This is a genomic window from Arsenophonus apicola (assembly GCF_020268605.1).
Taxonomy (GTDB): Bacteria; Pseudomonadota; Gammaproteobacteria; order Enterobacterales; family Enterobacteriaceae; genus Arsenophonus; species Arsenophonus apicola.
This window is the reverse complement of record NZ_CP084222.1, coordinates 1,061,475-1,079,139: the sequence shown is the minus strand read 5'-3', so window position 1 is coordinate 1,079,139 and position 17,665 is coordinate 1,061,475. Positions and strand designations below refer to the sequence as shown.

Annotated in this window: 14 protein-coding genes and 2 pseudogenes; 4 read left to right on the top strand and 12 right to left on the bottom strand. The window is 38.0% G+C overall.

Annotated features, from left to right (window positions below):
• Nucleotides 1-2: 2 nt before the first annotated feature.
• Nucleotides 3-800, bottom strand: a complete 798-nt coding sequence (locus LDL57_RS04790; protein WP_225507169.1) for an AraC family transcriptional regulator — start codon at nucleotides 798-800, stop codon at nucleotides 3-5.
• Nucleotides 801-913: 113 nt separating this feature from the next.
• On the opposite strand from LDL57_RS04790, the gene LDL57_RS04785 reads away from it, so the two are divergent.
• Nucleotides 914-1,828, top strand: a complete 915-nt coding sequence (locus LDL57_RS04785; RefSeq protein WP_180558622.1) for a DMT family transporter — start codon at nucleotides 914-916, stop codon at nucleotides 1,826-1,828.
• Nucleotides 1,829-1,917: 89 nt separating this feature from the next.
• Here the strand turns inward: LDL57_RS04785 and fabB are convergent, their stop codons facing one another.
• A complete protein-coding gene (gene fabB, locus LDL57_RS04780; RefSeq protein WP_180558623.1) occupies nucleotides 1,918-3,138 on the bottom strand; it encodes a beta-ketoacyl-ACP synthase I in 1,221 nt (406 codons plus the stop codon).
• 206 nt (nucleotides 3,139-3,344) lie between these two features.
• Here fabB and mnmC point away from each other — a divergent pair, with 206 nt between their 5' ends.
• Entirely contained in the window at nucleotides 3,345-5,375 is a 2,031-nt protein-coding gene (mnmC, locus tag LDL57_RS04775; RefSeq protein WP_180558624.1) for a bifunctional tRNA (5-methylaminomethyl-2-thiouridine)(34)-methyltransferase MnmC2/FAD-dependent 5-carboxymethylaminomethyl-2-thiouridine(34) oxidoreductase MnmC1, read from the top strand.
• A gap of 28 nt (nucleotides 5,376-5,403) precedes the next feature.
• On the opposite strand, the gene LDL57_RS04770 is transcribed toward mnmC, so the two are convergent.
• The 5 genes and pseudogenes from LDL57_RS04770 to prmB all read right to left on the bottom strand — a co-directional run bounded on the left by LDL57_RS04770 (nucleotide 5,404) and on the right by prmB (nucleotide 8,922).
• A complete protein-coding gene (locus LDL57_RS04770; protein ID WP_225507167.1) occupies nucleotides 5,404-5,910 on the bottom strand; it encodes a GNAT family N-acetyltransferase in 507 nt (168 codons plus the stop codon).
• Between the two features lie 55 nt (nucleotides 5,911-5,965).
• Nucleotides 5,966-6,241 (bottom strand): YfcL family protein, encoded by a 276-nt coding sequence (locus tag LDL57_RS04765; protein WP_180558626.1) that lies wholly within the window; start codon nucleotides 6,239-6,241, stop codon nucleotides 5,966-5,968.
• A gap of 30 nt (nucleotides 6,242-6,271) precedes the next feature.
• A pseudogene (locus LDL57_RS04760) lies at nucleotides 6,272-6,814 on the bottom strand (elongation factor P hydroxylase).
• Between the two features lie 19 nt (nucleotides 6,815-6,833).
• Entirely contained in the window at nucleotides 6,834-7,904 is a 1,071-nt protein-coding gene (aroC, locus tag LDL57_RS04755; protein ID WP_180558627.1) for a chorismate synthase, read from the bottom strand.
• 85 nt (nucleotides 7,905-7,989) lie between these two features.
• A complete protein-coding gene (gene prmB / locus LDL57_RS04750; RefSeq protein WP_180558628.1) occupies nucleotides 7,990-8,922 on the bottom strand; it encodes a 50S ribosomal protein L3 N(5)-glutamine methyltransferase in 933 nt (310 codons plus the stop codon).
• A gap of 223 nt (nucleotides 8,923-9,145) precedes the next feature.
• On the opposite strand from prmB, the gene smrB reads away from it, so the two are divergent.
• Nucleotides 9,146-9,694, top strand: coding sequence for an endonuclease SmrB (smrB, locus tag LDL57_RS04745; protein ID WP_180558629.1), 549 nt, complete (start codon nucleotides 9,146-9,148; stop codon nucleotides 9,692-9,694).
• A 13-nt stretch (nucleotides 9,695-9,707) separates the two neighbouring features.
• On the opposite strand, the gene sixA is transcribed toward smrB, so the two are convergent.
• From sixA to LDL57_RS04725, 4 genes and pseudogenes are all read right to left on the bottom strand, one after another.
• Nucleotides 9,708-10,211: a phosphohistidine phosphatase SixA gene (gene sixA / locus LDL57_RS04740; RefSeq protein WP_180558630.1), complete on the bottom strand. Its 504-nt coding sequence runs from the start codon at nucleotides 10,209-10,211 to the stop codon at nucleotides 9,708-9,710.
• Between the two features lie 247 nt (nucleotides 10,212-10,458).
• On the bottom strand, nucleotides 10,459-12,633 hold the full coding sequence (gene fadJ, locus LDL57_RS04735; RefSeq protein WP_180558631.1) for a fatty acid oxidation complex subunit alpha FadJ: 2,175 nt from the start codon (nucleotides 12,631-12,633) through the stop codon (nucleotides 10,459-10,461).
• Nucleotides 12,633-13,931 carry an acetyl-CoA C-acyltransferase FadI gene (gene fadI, locus LDL57_RS04730; RefSeq protein ID WP_180558632.1) on the bottom strand — a complete coding sequence of 433 codons (1,299 nt, stop codon included), beginning with the start codon at nucleotides 13,929-13,931 and terminating at the stop codon, nucleotides 12,633-12,635. The genes fadJ and fadI overlap by 1 nt, the downstream gene beginning before the upstream one ends.
• Before the next feature lie 248 nt (nucleotides 13,932-14,179).
• Nucleotides 14,180-14,475, bottom strand: a pseudogene (locus LDL57_RS04725) (YfcZ/YiiS family protein).
• A gap of 361 nt (nucleotides 14,476-14,836) precedes the next feature.
• Between LDL57_RS04725 and fadL the strand changes: the two are divergent.
• On the top strand, nucleotides 14,837-16,126 hold the full coding sequence (fadL, locus tag LDL57_RS04720) for a long-chain fatty acid transporter FadL (RefSeq protein WP_180558633.1): 1,290 nt from the start codon (nucleotides 14,837-14,839) through the stop codon (nucleotides 16,124-16,126).
• Nucleotides 16,127-16,414: 288 nt separating this feature from the next.
• On the opposite strand, the gene mlaA is transcribed toward fadL, so the two are convergent.
• Entirely contained in the window at nucleotides 16,415-17,185 is a 771-nt protein-coding gene (gene mlaA, locus LDL57_RS04715; protein ID WP_225507165.1) for a phospholipid-binding lipoprotein MlaA, read from the bottom strand.
• Nucleotides 17,186-17,665: the final 480 nt, after the last annotated feature.

Below are 17,665 nucleotides of genomic sequence, written 5' to 3'. Positions count from 1 at the left end.
TCCTAACAACTGGTTTGCTCAGCGTCACTTTTTTGGCGAAAGCGTTCTGGTGTTGTGCCTGAAATCTGTTGAAACATGGTAATAAATGCTGATGCAGAACTATAACCGACATCAAAAGCCACTTGTTGAACAGTCTGTCCTTGCTCCAATTTCATTATGGCATGTAAAAAACGTAACCGCTGGCGCCACTCACTAAATGACATCCCCAGTTCCTGCTGACAACGACGTGACAAGGTACGTTCTGAGGTATAAACCCGCTTGGCCCATATCGCTAAAGCGGTATTATCTGCTGGATTTTGTTGTAATTGCGCTAAAATAGGCGCTAAAAATTTATCTTTACTGGCGGGTAAATAGGTCTTTTGAATAGGTGAACGTTTTAATTGATCAATCAATACATTAGCTAAGCGAATATCTTCTGCGCTTGTTGGTTGGGTTATGTTACGCGCATAAAAATCTAATAATATGGTATGAAAAATAGGTGTTTGACGAATAATACAGGTTTTTTTACATAAAACATGACTAACTGTTTGACAAATATCTAATATATTAAACTTAACACTTTTTTTGTTGTAAGTGGCATGTTCAACACCGCATGGGATCCAGATACAAAATTCCGGGGGCGCAATATAATGCTGCGTAGCCACTTGCATCTCTATCACACCTTTCACTACATAAATTAATTGGCCAAAGCTATGGCGATGTAATTGACACTCAGTATCACCTAACCATTCATTATTCCGAAAAACTATAAATTTTGGCTCAATAATATTAGGCTCAAGTCTATGTCTAATTTTTTTCATCACAGTAATGTTGACAAAAAGGGTGGATCAATTGGCTGATTATAAATATATATAATAAAATAGACAATGTTAAAATAGCATAATAGTTATCAGAAGGTAAATATGACTCAATAATGAAAAATTTTCTTTTTCCCCTGCTCGCGGTTTTATTATGGTCAATTAATGCGGTGGTAAGTAAAGCCGCGGCAAATGTTATTGATCCTGCCGCTATTTCCTTTTATCGCTGGTTATTGGCCTTTTTAGTACTCACCCCTTTTATGATTAAAGGGATAGTTAAAAATCGCACAATAATAAGACAATATGGCGGCAAACTGTTTATATTAGGCGCCCTTGGCATGGTTCTTTACCAAAGTTTGGCTTATTATGCTGCTCATACGGTTAGTGCCACCTTTATGGGAGTATTAAATTCAGTTATTCCTTTGTTAACGGTGATACTCAGCATTTTTGTGCTACGTACTATTCCTACTATTGGTATAGTGATCGGTAGCCTTTTATCCTTACTGGGGCTTATCTGGCTTGTTAGTCAAGGTGAACCAATGATATTTTTTAGCCAGGGAATTAATCGAGGGCAATTACTGATGTTTATTGCTGCTCTTTCTTATTCACTCTATGGGGTATTAACCAAGCATTGGGCGATCCCATTACCCAATTGGCAATCACTTTACATCCAAATTAGTTTTGCTTTGATACTATTATTGCCTAACTTTTTACTGGCTAAATCAGTAGAGATTACCTCGGCAAATATTAATTTGATCTTATTTGCCGGAATTGCCGCTTCGCTGATTGCACCCTATTTATGGATCCAAGGAGTGTTTCGACTTGGCGCTAATACAACCTCAATATTTATGAATTTAGCACCGGTATTTACGGCCATTATCGCTGTTTTATTTTTAAAAGAAAAAATGCACAGCTACCATTTAATTGGTGGTGGGGGTGTGTTACTCGGTGTTATTTTAGCGCAGCAATTAAGCACTCCATTAACACAACTTTTTAATCACCACCAATCTAACGCTAATAAAAAAGAATAATAACTTATTTAATCAATTGATTATATTGTAAATAACAAAAAACCTACTGATAAATTATCAGTAGGTAATTGTTTTTTATAGTAAAATACTTATGAATGATATTTACTCATTACCAACGAGGCATTAGTTCCACCAAACCCAAAACTATTTGACATTACCGTATTTAATTTCTGCTCAGTGGCCTGCGTAATAATATTCATTGCTTGCGCTTTTTCATCTAAATTATCAATATTAATGCTTGGGGCAATAAATCCATGCTCTAACATTAACAAACTATAAATAGCTTCATGAACCCCTGCTGCCCCCAGAGAATGGCCGGTCATTGCTTTAGTCGCTGAAATCGCTGGCGTATTGCTACCAAACACTTCAGTAATTGCTTCTAATTCTTTGGTATCGCCAACTGGCGTTGAAGTGCCATGAGTATTGATATAATCAACCTGTTTAACATCTGCCAATGCCATTTTCATACATCTCACAGCTCCTTCACCGGAAGGGGCAACCATATCATAACCGTCTGAGGTTGCACCATAACCGACAATTTCAGCATAAATATGTGCGCCACGCGCCAAAGCATGCTCTAATTCTTCTACCACAACAATACCTCCACCGCCAGCAATTACAAAACCATCCCGATCCTGGTCATAGGTGCGTGAAGCTTTTTCTGGAGTTGCATTATATTTAGTCGATAATGCCCCCATTGCGTCAAATTCACAGGTTAATTCCCAACTTAACTCTTCACCACCACCAGCGAAAATAACATCCTGTTTACCTAATTGGATCAACTCAACAGCATGGCCAATGCAATGGGCGGAAGTTGAGCAGGCAGAGCTGATAGAATAATTAACGCCCTTAATTTTAAACGGCGTGGCTAAACAAGCTGAAACACCTGAAGCCATTGCTTTGGTGACCATATAGGGACCAACACCGCGTAATCCCTTTGCCCGCATACCATCAGAGCCAGCCAATTGATTACGCGGTGAGCCACCACCAGAGCCAACCACTAAACCGGTACGAATATTTGAGATCTGCGCCTGCGTCAATTTAGCGTCCGAAATAGCCTCTTCCATCGACAAGTAAGCATATATAGAACAATCACTCATAAAACGAAGAATTTTACGGTCAATTTTTTGTTTAATATACTCTTCCGTTAGTTGAATATTACCCCAGACATGGCTGCGTAACCCCATTTTTTCAAATTCTTCTGAAAACCTGATGCCAGAACGACCCGTTTTCAGAGAAGCCAGTACCTCTTGCTGGTTATTACCTATGCTGGAGACAATGCCCAGACCAGTGATGACTGCACGCTTCATTGATTGTATTACCTCATAGTCGAAATTCATTTACTGGGAGTTTAGCCTGTTACTTTAGCTTACACTTGTAAGCTGAACAAGTCCGATCAGGTAAAAATTTGCAGAAAATATTATCTTTGGTCACTTTTATATTTTAGCGCTAGCTAGCACACTCAGATTAAATTCGTTACAATTGGCTAATTATTTAAAATATTGTAGATAATTTTGTGAATACAAATGAGATCAGCCAAGCTAAATTAAGCTGGAATGAACAAGCTATCCCCATCTCTGAACAGTTTGATGATGTCTATTTTTGTAACCAAAATGGTTTAGAAGAATCCCGTTATGTTTTCTTAGCCGGCAATCAGTTGCCAAATCGCTTTTTCTCTCACTCAGCTAAACAGTATGTTATTGCAGAAACGGGTTTTGGCACTGGACTAAACTTTATGGCAGTCTGTCAGTTATTTATCCAGTTTCGCCAACAAGCACCTAAAAACCAATTACAACTTTTACACTATATCAGTTTTGAAAAATATCCCTTGTCTATTACAGATTTAATAAGCGTTCATCAATTTTGGCCTGAGCTCGCCACTTTTTCTAAACAAATTTGTCAACAATGGCCTCAATCGTTACCTGGTTGTCATAGAATAGTTATAGAAAATGGGGCAATAATCCTCGATCTCTGGTTTGGCGATATAAATATACAATTACCTCAATTAAAAGCTAATTTTTTCAATAAAATAGACAGTTGGTTTTTAGATGGTTTTGCTCCAGCTAAAAATCCCGAAATGTGGAGTGAACAACTGTTCACTACAATGGCAAATTGGGGACGTAATGGTTGCACTTTTGCCACTTTCACTTCAGCCGGTATTGTTCGTCGTGGATTAGAAAAAGCCGGTTTTAAAGTAAAAAAAATCAAAGGTTTTGGCCGTAAACGTGAAATGCTAATCGGTCAATTACCTGCAAATCAGCAACTTGCTCCACAGCCCTGGTTTGCTCGACAAGCTGCATCCACCACTGAAGATATTGCCATTATCGGCGGCGGTATTGCCAGTATGATGATTGCGCTTGCTTTATTACGTAGAGGTAGTCGGATAACTTTATATTGCCAAGATCCCTGCGTGGCACAAAACGCTTCTGGCAATCGTCAAGGTGCACTTTATCCATTATTAACCGGTCGTCACGATAGCTTAGAGCGCTTTTTTATTACCGCTTTTTCTTATGCAAAACGTTACTATAGTCAACTTGAACAGTTAGGCATTGCATTTGAACATGACTGGAGCGGCTTAGTGCAATTAGGTTATGGCGTAAAAAGCCAACAAAAAATCGAGCAAATATTGACAAAAAACTGGCCTTCTGACTTTGCGCGCTATGAAACTCGACAAACATTACAAACTATTTGTGGTGTTGATGTTAACCATGATGGCATTTACTATCCAACTGCCGGCTGGTTATGCCCAGCCGAGTTGACATTCAATAGCTGGCAATATGCGCAACAACAAGGTTTAAAAAGTTATTTTAATCATCGTCTTATTCAACTTGAAAATACTCCCGCTGGCTGGAAATTGATATTGAAACAAGGACAAGCGCAACGGCAAATAACGCATAAAACCGTTATTATCGCTAATGGCCATCAATTACCTCTATTTTCTCAAACGGAAAAATTGCCAGTTAGTGCTGTTCGAGGACAAGTTAGTCATATTCCGACCACTTTGACACTCAACCAACTGCAAACAACACTCTGTTATGCCGGATATTTAACGCCAGCTAATCATCAATATCACTGCTTAGGCGCGAGTTATAAACGTCATCAACTGACATTAGAATATTCCAAACTGGAGCAACAAGAAAACCATTCTCGCTTGTTAACTTGTTTGCCTGATGTTGGATGGACAAAAGAAGTTGATATCAGCCAAAATGCATCACGTCAAAGCATTCGCTGTGTTACACGTGATCATTTACCAATGGTCGGTAATGTACCCGATGTTAATCAACTTATTCTTCAATATACACAATTAGATAAACAGCTCAATGAGCAGCAGCATATTTTGCAAGCGCCTGTTCATGCCAATCTATTTGTTATTGGTGCATTGGGAGCAAGAGGATTGTGTAGTGCGCCAATTTGCGCGGAATTACTTTGCAGCCAAATTTTTGCTGAACCATTACCTTTTGCCGACGATATACTGGCTAATCTCCATCCTAACCGATTTTGGATCAGAAAATTGTTGCAAGGCCGAGCGATTAAACTAGATAAATAACTTTTTAACAAAAAATATTTAATCTCTATTAAAGAGTATATTGCATTGCACAACGCGAAGATGCAGTAAATCCATACGCCACTTCTCTTTTTAAAATAGCTTGTAGTGGCAAAGTAAGCTTTTCGGCCGGAATAATTGTAAAACCCAATTTTTGATAATAAGCGCCATTCCAGGCAACATCACGAAAAGTTGTTAAAGTAACATGATCACAGCTTAGCTGTTTTGCTTGAATAATGGCCTGTTGCAATAAAATCTGACCAATTCCTCTTCTCTGCCATCGGCTAGCAACGGATAATTCCCAAATATGCAAAGCTTGATCCATCACTTCAACTTCAATAAAACCAACAAGCTGTTGTTCCACAACGGCTACCCAACAATCGCCATCAACAATAAACTCTAAATGTTGGTTAATGGATTTACCTTGTGCATCAGCAAGCCAAGCAAGCTCGGGAATTTGACGAAATAAAGTCGCCGCTGACCGTTCAATATTGACTAATTTTTCTGCTTCAGTGGGTAGTGCCAATCTTACCAACATCGTTACCCCATTTAAAAATGCGACAATACACTATTTAAAGTTACTCACTTTATGCTTATTGAAGCGCATTTTCTAACAACTTGCGCCAAGTATTTAATATCAATCGCTGATCAGGGGGACTTAATTCACCAGCCTTAATTGCCTGATCAATACTCTTTTCAACACGATCAGAAAGCGCTGCAATATTATTTTTATTTTCAGCTTCTAGTTCAGCAATAGCTAATGTTAAATGGCCACGTAAATAACCACCCGCAAAAAGCTCATCTTGACTAGCATCATCAACATTGTTATCAATTTGCGTTAAAATACGCGTTTCCAATTCCGCAAGCATGGTTTTGTTCCTTTATACTAGCTAAATTTTTTATAGCTCTTTGGGGTAAATGAAATTTTGCTTCACTAAGGGAGGCGTATTATAAAACAATTGTAGATTTTGAATAAATCTCTCCGCTCGGGCCGGGATACCATTTGCTAGGTAATCCAGCACCTGCTGATAAACTTTGCACTGAAAAGCAAACCGATCAGGTTCAAAATTAGCGGCCAAATTATCGCAACTAACATTAAAGGGAAATGCTGCCGCCACACAAAACATCCATTCAAGTGCTTGCGGTTTAACTTCAACTTTTTCAAAAGCGTTTTGTGTTTGCTCATTCCGGCCATCTGGATAATACCAATAACCAAAATCTATTTGTTGGCGCCGAATTTCGCCGGCAATGCACCAGTGGGAAATTTCATGTAAAGCACTCGCATAAAAACCACGTGCAAAAATAATTCGATGATAGGGTATTTCATTATCTGCAGGCAGATAGATAGGTTCATCATCTCCTTTAATTAAACGTGTGCAATACTATTTCTCAAAACAAATACTAAAAATGTTAATAAGATGATTATAATTATGTTCTTTCATTGATATTTACATCATACCATTAAAAATCTGGCTCACCACATTGTGCTCGATGGCGTAAAAAATGGTCGATAAGTACAATTGCCATCATCGCTTCGGCTATCGGTACAGCCCGGATACCGACACAGGGATCATGACGTCCTTTGGTGATCACTTCAACTTCATCACCTTGCTGATTAATTGTTTTACCCGGTATGGTGATACTCGAAGTCGGCTTTAAAGCTAAATGGGCAATAATCGGTTGACTACTACTGATGCCACCTAATATACCACCGGCATGATTACTGGCAAATCCGTCATGGGTTATTTCATCCCGATTTTCATTGCCTTTTAATGTGACCACCTTAAAACCAGCCCCAATTTCAACACCTTTAACGGCATTGATACTCATCATTGCATGGGCAATATCCGCATCCAATCGATCAAAAACAGGTTCACCTAATCCGGCTGGAACATGCTCAGCAACAACAGTTACTTTAGCCCCAATTGAATTACCCTCTTTTTTTAATGAACGTAATAAGGCATCCAAAGCATCCAATTTTGTTGCATCAGGACAAAAGAAAGGATTCTGTTCAACTAAATCCCAATCTTTTAGTTCACAACAAATATCACCCATTTGACTTAAATAAGCCCGAACAGTTATACCTAGTTTTTGTTGCAGATATTTTTTTGCGATCGCACCCGCAGCAACACGCATGGCCGTTTCACGTGCTGAAGAACGCCCGCCACCGCGGTAGTCACGTAAACCATATTTTTGTTGATAAGTGTAATCTGCATGCCCAGGGCGAAAAATATCCTTGATCTCACTATAATCCTGCGACCGTTGATCCTGATTTTCAATCAACAAACCAATAGGCGTTCCGGTCGTTATGCCATTAAAAACACCGGACAAAATTTTAACCTGATCAAGTTCACGGCGTGGAGTCGTATAACGAGAATTGCCAGGCCGACGACGATCTAAATCGGTTTGCAGATCTTTTTCTGATAACGCCATACCAGGAGGAACGCCATCCACAATACATCCTAGTGCTAAACCATGCGATTCACCAAATGTGGTTACACGAAAAAGCTGTCCAATCGAATTTCCCGCCATCCCCTCTGCTTCCTATTTTTCTCATTTATCATAATAATAATTAATGAATAAATTATTTTATTGTATGAAAAAAGATAATTACCCGTTAATCAATAAATAATTTAAATTTCTCTTGATGTTCAATGAGTTGTTTCTGCGTTAGCATAAACACCCCATCGCCACCCTGTTCAAACTGCAACCAAGTAAACGGCATATCCGGATATTGTTCAATAAGATGTAACATACTATTGCCAACTTCACAAATTAGCACTCCATTTTCTGTTAGAAAACGTGAGGCATTGGCTAGAATTCGCCTGACAAGTTTTAAACCATCAGACCCTGCTGCAAGCGCTAATTTAGGCTCGACCAGATATTCAGCTGGTAAATCAGACATATCTTCAGCATCCACATAGGGTGGGTTAGTAACCATTAAATCATATTTAATTTGTGGCATATTCAAAAACAGGTCTGAACGAATAGGTACTATCCGATCGGCCAGGCCATGATCGATAATATTTTGTTCAGTGACTGCCAATGCATCAGCCGAAATATCAACCGCATCAATTTGTGCTTGCGGAAATTCATAAGCGCAGGCAATAGCAATACATCCACTACCAGTGCACATATCTAGAATAGTTGCTGGCTCATAATTAATGATGCCGGCAAAATGTTTATTAATTAGTTCGCCTATCGGAGAACGGGGGATCAATACACGCTCGTCAACATAAAATTCATGTCCACAAAACCAGGCTTTATTGGTTAAATAAGCAACGGGGATATGCTCATTAATACGACGTAATACTCGATCCACGATACGATGACGTTCACTTAGCGTCAGACGAGAAACCCACCATGGTTGAGGAATATCCAAGGGCAAAAAAAGTGATGGCAAAACAAGTTGCAAAGCTTCATCCCAACAATTATCTGTTCCATGACCGTAATAAATATTTGCTGCATTAAACCGACTAATTACCCAACGCAACATATCTTGGATGGTATGTAGTTCCGCAACCGCCTCATCTACAAAAATCTTGTCCAAAACTCCTCCTAACCAATAAAAGGTTGATCTATTTAATACTGATAGTCTGCCATGAACAACTCAACAAATCAGCTTATTGTTTAGGAATTTTATAGCAACTACATTAATTAACATTCGAATACTAGCCATATCTGATAAAGCTTACAGCTTATAAGGAAGGTAATAACAGAAAAATTAAGATAAAATTAACAGAATAATTGACTAATTGATTAACAGAATGACAATGAAAAATAAGTTCAAATTGAGTGCTGAGGAAATAAAACTATTCAAGGAAACAGTCGCAGGGACTAAACCTTTACTACATGATATCGTTAGTCACTCACCACAACGACATCATCGAATAAAATCGCAATTTGCGGCAAAACGTTTGCTCCAAGAGCAACTCGATGTTAGTTATTACTTTTCCGATGAATATCAACCCCTTTTGGCAGAAGAAGGGCCTACTCGTTATCTACGACCCGATATAAATCCTTATGAATTAAAAAAACTACGTCGGGGTGATTATACGCCTGAACTGTTTCTCGATTTACATGGTTTATCTCAACGACAAGCTAAACAAGAAATTGCAGCACTAATCGCAGCTTGCTACCGAGATAATATCCATTGTGCCTGTATTATGCATGGTCACGGAAAACACATTTTAAAACAGCAAATTCCCCTTTGGCTTGCTCAACATCCTAATATCACTGCTTTTCATCAAGCCCCCAAAGTTTGGGGTGGTAGCGCTTCGTTGCTGATCCTGGTCGAAACCGATGAAACTCAACGCAGATAACAGCTAAAAGCAACTAGAAATGTGCAGCTAGTTTATTAACACTTTGCAAAATTTGAGAAGGTGCCCGTTGCCATCTATATTCCGCGTGCCGCATTTCCGTATTTATCTCTACATAAGCAATTGCAGAGGTTGCAAACATAGGTGGGATTTCTTGTGGGCATAAAGCCGATACCAAATAACCGACTAATGGCAAGTGTGAAATAATCAATGCTGTGCTTACACCTCCCTCGGCAAGTAATTGCAAATAATTAGCAATAGATTGCGGATCGCCATCAGGAATAAGTTCCGCTAATACTTCCTGTTGACCTGAATATGGCAATAATGGCTGCATTGCCTGATAAGTTTGTACTGCTCTTACATATGGGCTGGTAAACACTCGGTCGAAGACTGGATTTTGTTGTGCTAGCCAACTGGCCATTAATTTAGATTCTTCTATTCCTTTAAGAGTGAGTTCTCTTGCTGCATCATTAATTGTATTTAGAGTTGCGTCACCATGACGCATAATAAAAACTTGCATAATCCACCATTTGAGTAAAATATTTTCACCTAACCCCCTACATAGGAGCCCTCTAATTACTCGCTAATGTTGTTGTCGGAAAATATGCAGGGCAAGGCAACCCGAGATTCTGCACTAAAATCACAAAAAAAGGAACCGCTTTATTTTCATAAAAATCGAAAAAAAAGTTTATTTTATATTAAGTTAAATAGAAATTACGCTTAAGGCCATGAAATTAGTAAGGTTTAAAAGTACTAGCAATAAACGACTACTGATGAAATTTTTTATTTGATTTAGCCATTTGAATTAACCTTTCACAAGGAACAAAATTGTTACCATATTTCTGTGCCAATTGATGCATTATGTCAACAATATTCGCTATACCCTGTTGATCCATATATCGAAATGGTCCACCAGTAAAAGGAGGAAAACCAATTCCAAAAACTGCACCAATCTCACCATCATTTACATGACGAATAACCCCTTCGTCAAGACAACGAGTAGCTTCATTCAGCATCAGCATAATACAGCGCTGAACAATTTCCTGATCAGATAAAATTGTTTTCGGTTGAATATTAAGTAATTTATAAATGGTTGTGTCGACTTGACGCTGTTTTTTACACCAAGGCCAACTAATCTTATTTTTCTTATAAAGATAAAAGCCACGGCCATTTTTACGTCCCTTTCTATCATCTTCCAATATGATATTAAGTTCTGAAGGAACAGAAAATCGTTCGCCAAATTGTTCAACAAGCACCGGCATAATTTTAGTGCCTACATCAATTCCAACTTCGTCTAGCAAGGTCAATGGGCCAACGGGAAAACCAAATTTAACTAAAGCATTATCGATATGCTCAATTGATTCACCAGCTAACAGACAACGGGTCGCTTCAGCAATATAAGGTGCTAATATGCGATTAACATAAAAACCTGCACCATCAGCAACAACAATTGCAGTTTTACCCTGTTTTTTTGCCAATGCCACAGCAGTAGCAATCGTCTTATTACTCGTCTTACTATGAGGGATAACTTCAACCAATGGCATTTTATCGACTGGACTAAAGTAATGAAGTCCAATTATACGTTCTGGGTGTTTAGCAAACTCTGCAATTTTATGAATAGGTAACGAAGATGTATTAGAGGCAAAAACAACTTCATTTAATGTCATGGCCTCCACTTCTTGTACCATTTGACGCTTTAATGCTAAATCTTCAAAAACAGCTTCTACAATAATTTGTGCTTTTTCAAGGCCTTTATAATCTAATGTGCCTGAAATTAACATCATCTGTTGATCACGTGCTCGTACAGAAATGCGTTTACGTTTAACTTGCTCCGTTAAGCGATGCCAACTAAATTTTAATGCCTGATTAAGCCCACTATTGTTAATGTCCTTCACTCGAACAGGTAATTTTCCACGCGTTGCTGTCACATAGGCAATACCGCCTCCCATGAGACCGCCGCCTAACACACCCACCTGATGAATTGTAGCAGATTTTTCAAAACTACCCATTTCACTTTTTAGCGATGTCGAGCTAAAAAAAAGACCGCGTAAAGCAGCGGATTCTGGTGTCATTGCCAGCTCCCCAAAGGCTTTTGCTTCTGCTTCAAGCCCGGCTTGCATACCCTTTTCATAGCCAATAGTAACTACTGAAATCGCTTTTTCTAACGCTGGGTAATGACCTTTACTTTTTGAATTTGTTTTATTTTTAATTATGGCGAATAAGATATTTCTGATAATGGGTAATTCTGATAAACGCCGTCTAAGAGGCAAACATGCTTTGTCTTTTCTTCCTTTATCAATCCAGCTAATTGCCGTTTCCAATAAAATTTCGCTCGGAACAATATCATCAACTAAACCTAATTTTAATGATTGCTTTGGTCTTAATTGTCGACCAGTCAAAATCAAATCTAATCCATTAATTAAACCAATTAAACGAGGTAAACGTTGTGTTCCTCCAGAGCCAGGTATTAAGCCTAATTGCACCTCAGGTAAACCAAGACGCGTTTTTTCTGACAGAGTACAAATTCTTATATGACAAGCAAGCGCTAATTCTAATCCGCCGCCTAAACATACACCATCAATTGCTGCGACCACCGGTAGTGGATAATTTTCAAGCAGGGTGAATAATTTTTGCCCTGTCATAGCAAGCTGTGTAGCTTCTTCTTTTGTTCTACAATTGGAAATCATACTAATATCAGCACCCGCAAGGAAACACCCTGGTTTATTTGAAATAATAACGATACCTTTCAAACCCGCGATTGCTTGCGCCTGCTGTAATATCATATAAAATTGATCAACAAATTCAGCTTTTAATGTATTAACTTTTTCGCCAGGAACATCAATAGAAATAACACCAATATTGTTTTGTTGGACGGACAAATGAAATACCGGATAGCTAGTAATTGCAGGTAAGTTCTTTTCTTCATTTTTATTGGTTATCATTACTCAGCCTCCAAAATCATTGCTGCACCTAAACCGCCTGCTGCACAAGCGGTTGTTAACGCCAAACCACCACCACGACGATGTAACTCATTAAGTGTCTGTATCACCATACGAGCGCCTGTAGCAGCAAATGGATGGCCATAAGCAATAGAGCCGCCTAGTACGTTAAATTTTTCCATATTAATTTCACCAATTGCTTCAGATTGCCCTAATTTCTCTTGAGCAAATTTTTTGCTCGCAAACATTTTTATATTGGCTAATACTTGAGCAGAAAAAGCTTCATGCATATCAATTAGGGTAAGATCTTTTAAACTTAATCCAGCGCGCTTAAGAGCCAATGGTGTTGCATAAGAAGGGCCTAACAGCATGTCCTGCCATACATCAATAGCCGAAAAAGCATAACTACGGATATAACCTAATGGGGTTATACCTAATGTTTTCGCATTGGATTCAAACATCAACATTACGGCAGCAGCACCATCAGTCATTGGCGTACTGTTCGCAGCGGTAACAGTACCATGTTGACGATCAAAAGCGGGTTTTAACTTTGCATAAGAAGTAAGGGTTGAGTCTTTTCGAACATTATTATCTTCCGATAATGACTCTCGGAAAGGCGGTATATGGGCTGTCATAACTTCTTTATGTAATACACCACTATCCCAAGCCTGGGCAGCTAGAATATGGGAACGATGAGCAAAAGCGTCTTGTTCTTCACGACTGATATGATAGGTTTTTGCCATCTGTTCGGCAGTATCTCCCATTCTTAAACCTGTAGAATATTCGGCTACTGCGGGTGAGACTGGAAGAAAATCACGAAAACCTAATGTGCTTAAGAGTCGCAAACGTTGGCTTATTGATTTTGCTCTATTAAGGTTAACTAAAGTACTTGCCATTTTTTTAGTTACCCCAATAGGTAAAACTGATGATGAATCAGCACCACCAGCAATACCTACCTTGATGGTGCCTGCCATCATACTTTCAACAATATTGGTAATAGCCTGAAAACTAGTAGCACAGGCTCTAGAAATACTATAAGCATCTGCTGAAACAGGTAGCCCTGCCCCTAAAACAATCTCTCTAGCAATATTCGGCGCTTCAGGCATCTGAACGACTTGGCCAAAAACCACTTGATCAATAAATTGAGAATCAATACCACTACGAATAACTAATTCACGAACTACCATTTTGCCTAAATCGACAGCAGGTATATTATGATAAGCCGTTGCCTGTTTAGCAAAAGGAAGGCGTAACCCAGTAACAATTGCGATACGATCAGTATTCTTAACGTTGTAGTTCATAGCAGATCTCGCTTCCCTTTTTATAAAAAATGAAAAATGAAACTATAGTTAATCATTGCCAATACTTCACAGAGGTCTGATCTGATAATCAATTGTTATTCAAATGTAGTGAAAGAAAAATAATAAAAATTAAAAACTGAGAGGCGGCACACAAGATATGAATATTTATTTGTTAAACAAGTCAAAATATTGAGCACAGCTCAAGGATCAAATGCCTACAGAATATCTGTAGGCAGGGTTAAACTCAATTAACGTAAATTTAATTGAAAAATTAGCGTTTCAGCTTCACAACAAAAGGTAAAATTCGCTATTAATTTGACACCCTCAGCAATAGGCTGAATCTGATGTTCGATCTTACAAGGCTCCGATTCAACGGCGCGCGCTTTTTCCATCAACTGTGCTAACATTGTTTCAGCTTCATGTTGATTTAAAAAATTTTTTCAAAAGAAGCAGTACAATTTTGATTATCTATCACTGTACCCACATCAACACAACAGCAAGCAGCAGTTTCTTCAGCATGACAACGATTTTTAGCATCCGACATAATTATTTCCAACAATAAACATTAACAAAATATAATCATAACGCCAATTAACAAAAAGATACTAGTCACTATCTAATAATTTATAAAATATCAAATAGTTATTTGATCTAATATCCTATTGTTACCCTGTCTCAACCACTTCGCATAAATGATGCATCAATTTATGTTAAATAAATCACATTTTTACAAACAAATAACACATACGCGGTGAACATGCTTGTAATAAAACCGGTATTCAATTCTATACTCTGTCAACTGGTCTGATTTGCCATATTGGCATGGAGCCAATACAATTGCTGGCCTTTCTATTGCGACTAACAATGTCGCTCTTATCATAAATATAATTTAAGGGGTTTTGGTCATGAACCAGAAAAACCTGTTCAAACATACAATTTTGGCAATGGCTGTAAGTTTTATTTCAACAAATGCTAGCGCTGCTGGCTTTCAACTAAACGAATATTCCACCTCTGCATTGGGGCGTGCTTTTTCAGGCGAAGGTGCGATTGGCGATAATGCTAGCGTTGGTAGTCGCAATCCAGCTGCTATGATGTTATTCAATAACCCTGTGCTCTCTTTTGGTGCAATTTATATTAATCCTGACGTTGATATAAAAGGAAAATCACCTGTCACTGGTAACAGTACCACTTCAAGAAACATCGCTCCTCATGCCTGGATACCCAATGCCCATTTTATTTTTCCAGTAAATGAAAAATGGGCGGTTGGTTCTTCAATTACCACTAATTACGGCTTAGCCACCGAATTCAATCACAACTATAATGCCGGGCCTATTGGCGGCAAAACCGATCTGACCACACTTAACCTTAATTTAAGTGGGGCTTATCGGTTTAATGAGCATTTCAGTGCAGGTTTGGGTTTAAATGCAGTTTATGCCGATGCAGAAATTACCCGTCATATGGGGGAGCTTGGACGTCTAAAAGGGCTACCTGAATCAACCACTATTGCCAAACTTAAAGGTGATGATTGGGGATATGGCTGGAAAGCTGGTATTTTGTATGAATTAGATGAGAATAATCGTTACAGCTTTACTTATCGTTCAGAAGTTAAAATAAAGTTTAACGGCGACTATAGTAATGAGCTTCCCACATTTATACCTGGTGGTTTAGGCGGCAACAGCATTAAAGGTAAACTCAATTTGAATCTACCTGAAATTTGGGAAATCTCCGGTTATAATAAAGTCGCACCTAAATGGGCTGTTCATTATAGTTTAGCCTATACCAGTTGGAGTCAGTTCAAAGAACTGAAAGCCACCGCAAAAGATGACGGACGAGTTTTATTCAATAAACATGAAGGCTTTAAAGATGTTTTCCGAATTGCGTTAGGCACTACCTACTATCATGATGATCATTGGACGTTTCGTACTGGTATAGCCTTTGATGATAGCCCGGTGCCAGCTAAAAATCGCTCGATCTCAATTCCTGATCAAGATCGCTTTTGGATCAGTGCCGGTACGACTTATGCCTTTAACGAAAATGCTTCAGTTGACGTAGGAATTTCCTACATGCATGGTCAAAACGTAAAAATCAAAGAAGAAATGCCGGCAATACCTGCTAGCCCAGCTCTGCCGGCCTATGAATTTAAATCTAGTGGAAGCGCTTGGTTAGCTGGCGTTAACTTTAACTACAAATTTTAATTTTTGCTGAAAACATAAAAGGGATAGCCACAGCTATCCTTCCTAAAATCGGTTAGTAGGAAATATTTAGTGATAATAATCTTAAATCTTAATACCGTAGCAATACCAGCATCCACTAATTAAATAATAATAAATAATTCATCGAAGATGATGATTAGTAAAAAATTATATTATTAATTGCCTTTTTAATTTATAGAGAATCAAGTGACCGTGACCACACAAATCAATAAATCATCTGCTCGTTATTTTTTACCAATGAACATTTAAATTAAATATACCCACCTTTTACTAATCGATAGAATCCAAATCTTCTTCAATCACTGCGGCGTTAGGATTAATCGTCGGTTTCAACACACCTCCCTGCGCCTTAAAATCTTTATTTTGAAAATAAGCTTCCCTAATCATTAAATAAGGATCGGAAGAGTTTTGCAAAATACCATCAGAATCTAATAAAAGTGCCCGCTTTTCGATTCCTTCTAATACCCATTTTCCAGCTGACATCCAAAAAGTAAGGTAACTTAGCATCGGGTAAGCCTTATCAGCCCAATCGCCCCCATCTTCTCGTAAGGTAAAACTACCATAACCTGGCAATACCACATATGGACCATAGCCAACCTGATAATAACCTAAGGTACTACCAAAACGATTAGACTCTTGTTTAGCAAGTTTAGGATTAGCCATTGAAGCAATATCGATCAAACCTGCCATACCAAAAACACTATTTAGGAAAAAACGATTGAAATGTTTCATTCCTTGATAGATATCGCCACGTAGAAAATTATTCACCATACTTGCAGGCTCTTCCAGGTTAGCCAAAAAATTGACTAGACCATTACGAGCAGGCATAGGAACATAATCACGCCAGGCGACCGCAACTGGACGCACCACATAACGATCAAGCACATGGTAATTAAAATCAAACATTGTTCGATTAAAACTCTCTAGCGGATCAGAGCGCTGTTGATTATCAGTAGGTGTACTGGAACAGCTCGTTAGCAATCCTACTGCAAACAATACTCCGCATAAGCGATATGTTTTAAATCTTGTTTTTCTATTCAACAAAACACCCTCACATAGATTGTCCATTCATAATTATATATCCACATTAATTTAATCTTACTTACTTTTTTATTTAATGATAAGAATTTAATCACTATTTATCTAAGCATATAATGTGCAGGCCATTATTTGAAATAAGCAGATAGGTTAAAAAAACAAATAAATTACTCCAAGTTATAGACAAAAAATATTAACAAAAACAAAATAATAAAAATTATTCTCAATATGATGAAAACGGCATAATGTAAAATAGACAACTAAATTAAATAACAATAATTATTAAATCATTCATTAATTTATAATTTATAAAAACTATAAATTTACAAATAATCTATTTATATAACATAACTAACAAACAAACCAATTAAACACAAATCTAGTCATCAGCAATAAAATTAAACCAATGGCATTCAACAACTTGATTTTAATAGGGATTTAATAGTAGAATGAGTGGCATATTAAGATAAGTTAGATTAAAAA